Source organism: Oceaniovalibus guishaninsula JLT2003 (assembly GCF_000299575.1).
GTDB classification, from domain to species: domain Bacteria; phylum Pseudomonadota; class Alphaproteobacteria; order Rhodobacterales; family Rhodobacteraceae; genus Palleronia; species Palleronia guishaninsula.
The window spans coordinates 1-824 of the sequence record NZ_AMGO01000057.1; the positions used below are offsets into that span (position 1 = coordinate 1).

The window sequence follows — 824 nt, forward strand, 5'->3', positions numbered from 1 at the left end:
CACCAGATTGCCCCTGCGCGGAAGCGATGGACCGCCTCGGCCCAGAGCTGGTCCCGGTCGCGGGCGAGCGCCGCGATGTCTATGGCGCCGCAGCGGAGCGGCCAGAAACGGCGGTTGCCAGTTTCGTCCCGCAGATAGGTGTCGGGGTTCACGGTGCCGGCGAACACGCACTGGCGCGGCACCTCGACGGTGTAGCGGCCGTAGGGCTGGGCGGAAGCGGTCGGTGGTGCGGGTCAGGAACGCCTTGATGCGCGAGACCTCGGCGCGGCCGATGGCGTCGAGTTCGGCGATCTCCACGATCCAGACGCCCTGCATGTGCAACGCCGCGTCCTTCGACCCAAGCTCGGGCAGCTCGTCGGTGAACCACTCCTCGCCGGCGAGCACCTTGATCGCGGTGGACTTGCGCGCGCCCTGCGGCCCCTCGAGGATCAGCATGTGGTCGGCCTTGACGCCGGGGCGGTAGATGCGGGCGACGGCCGAGATCAGCCAGAGCGCGCCGATGGTGTGATGGAACGCGGTGGGTTCGGCACCGAGATAGGCGCTGGTCCAGGACTCGATCCGGGGCGTGCCGTCCCATGTCAGGGTGTCTAGCCAGTCGCGGACGGGATGGATGCGCAGCTCGCGGGCGACGGCGCCGACGGCGCGGCTGACGACCACCGGCGCCACGTTGATGCCGCGCAGCTGCAGCCATTCGGCGGTGCGAATGTCGTCGGCGTCCTCCCAGGGGACCGCGGCAGGGACGCGGCGGCGCAATCCCGACGGCAGCGACTGGCGCACCACGATCNCCTGCCCGAACTCGTCCAAGGCGAGCACGCCGGCGAAGG

At 70.8% G+C, this 824-nt stretch carries 1 protein-coding gene and 1 pseudogene; both read right to left on the reverse strand.

Translation table 11 applies throughout. The features are described 5' to 3' along the window. The coding region (locus tag OCGS_RS15500; protein ID WP_338009676.1) for a VapE domain-containing protein at window positions 1-182 on the reverse strand (182 nt) is incomplete at its 3' end. Between the two features lie 82 nt (window positions 183-264). Beyond that, window positions 265-813: pseudogene (locus OCGS_RS15505) on the reverse strand (VapE domain-containing protein); the annotation flags it as partial. Between the last annotated feature and the right edge of the window lie 11 nt (window positions 814-824).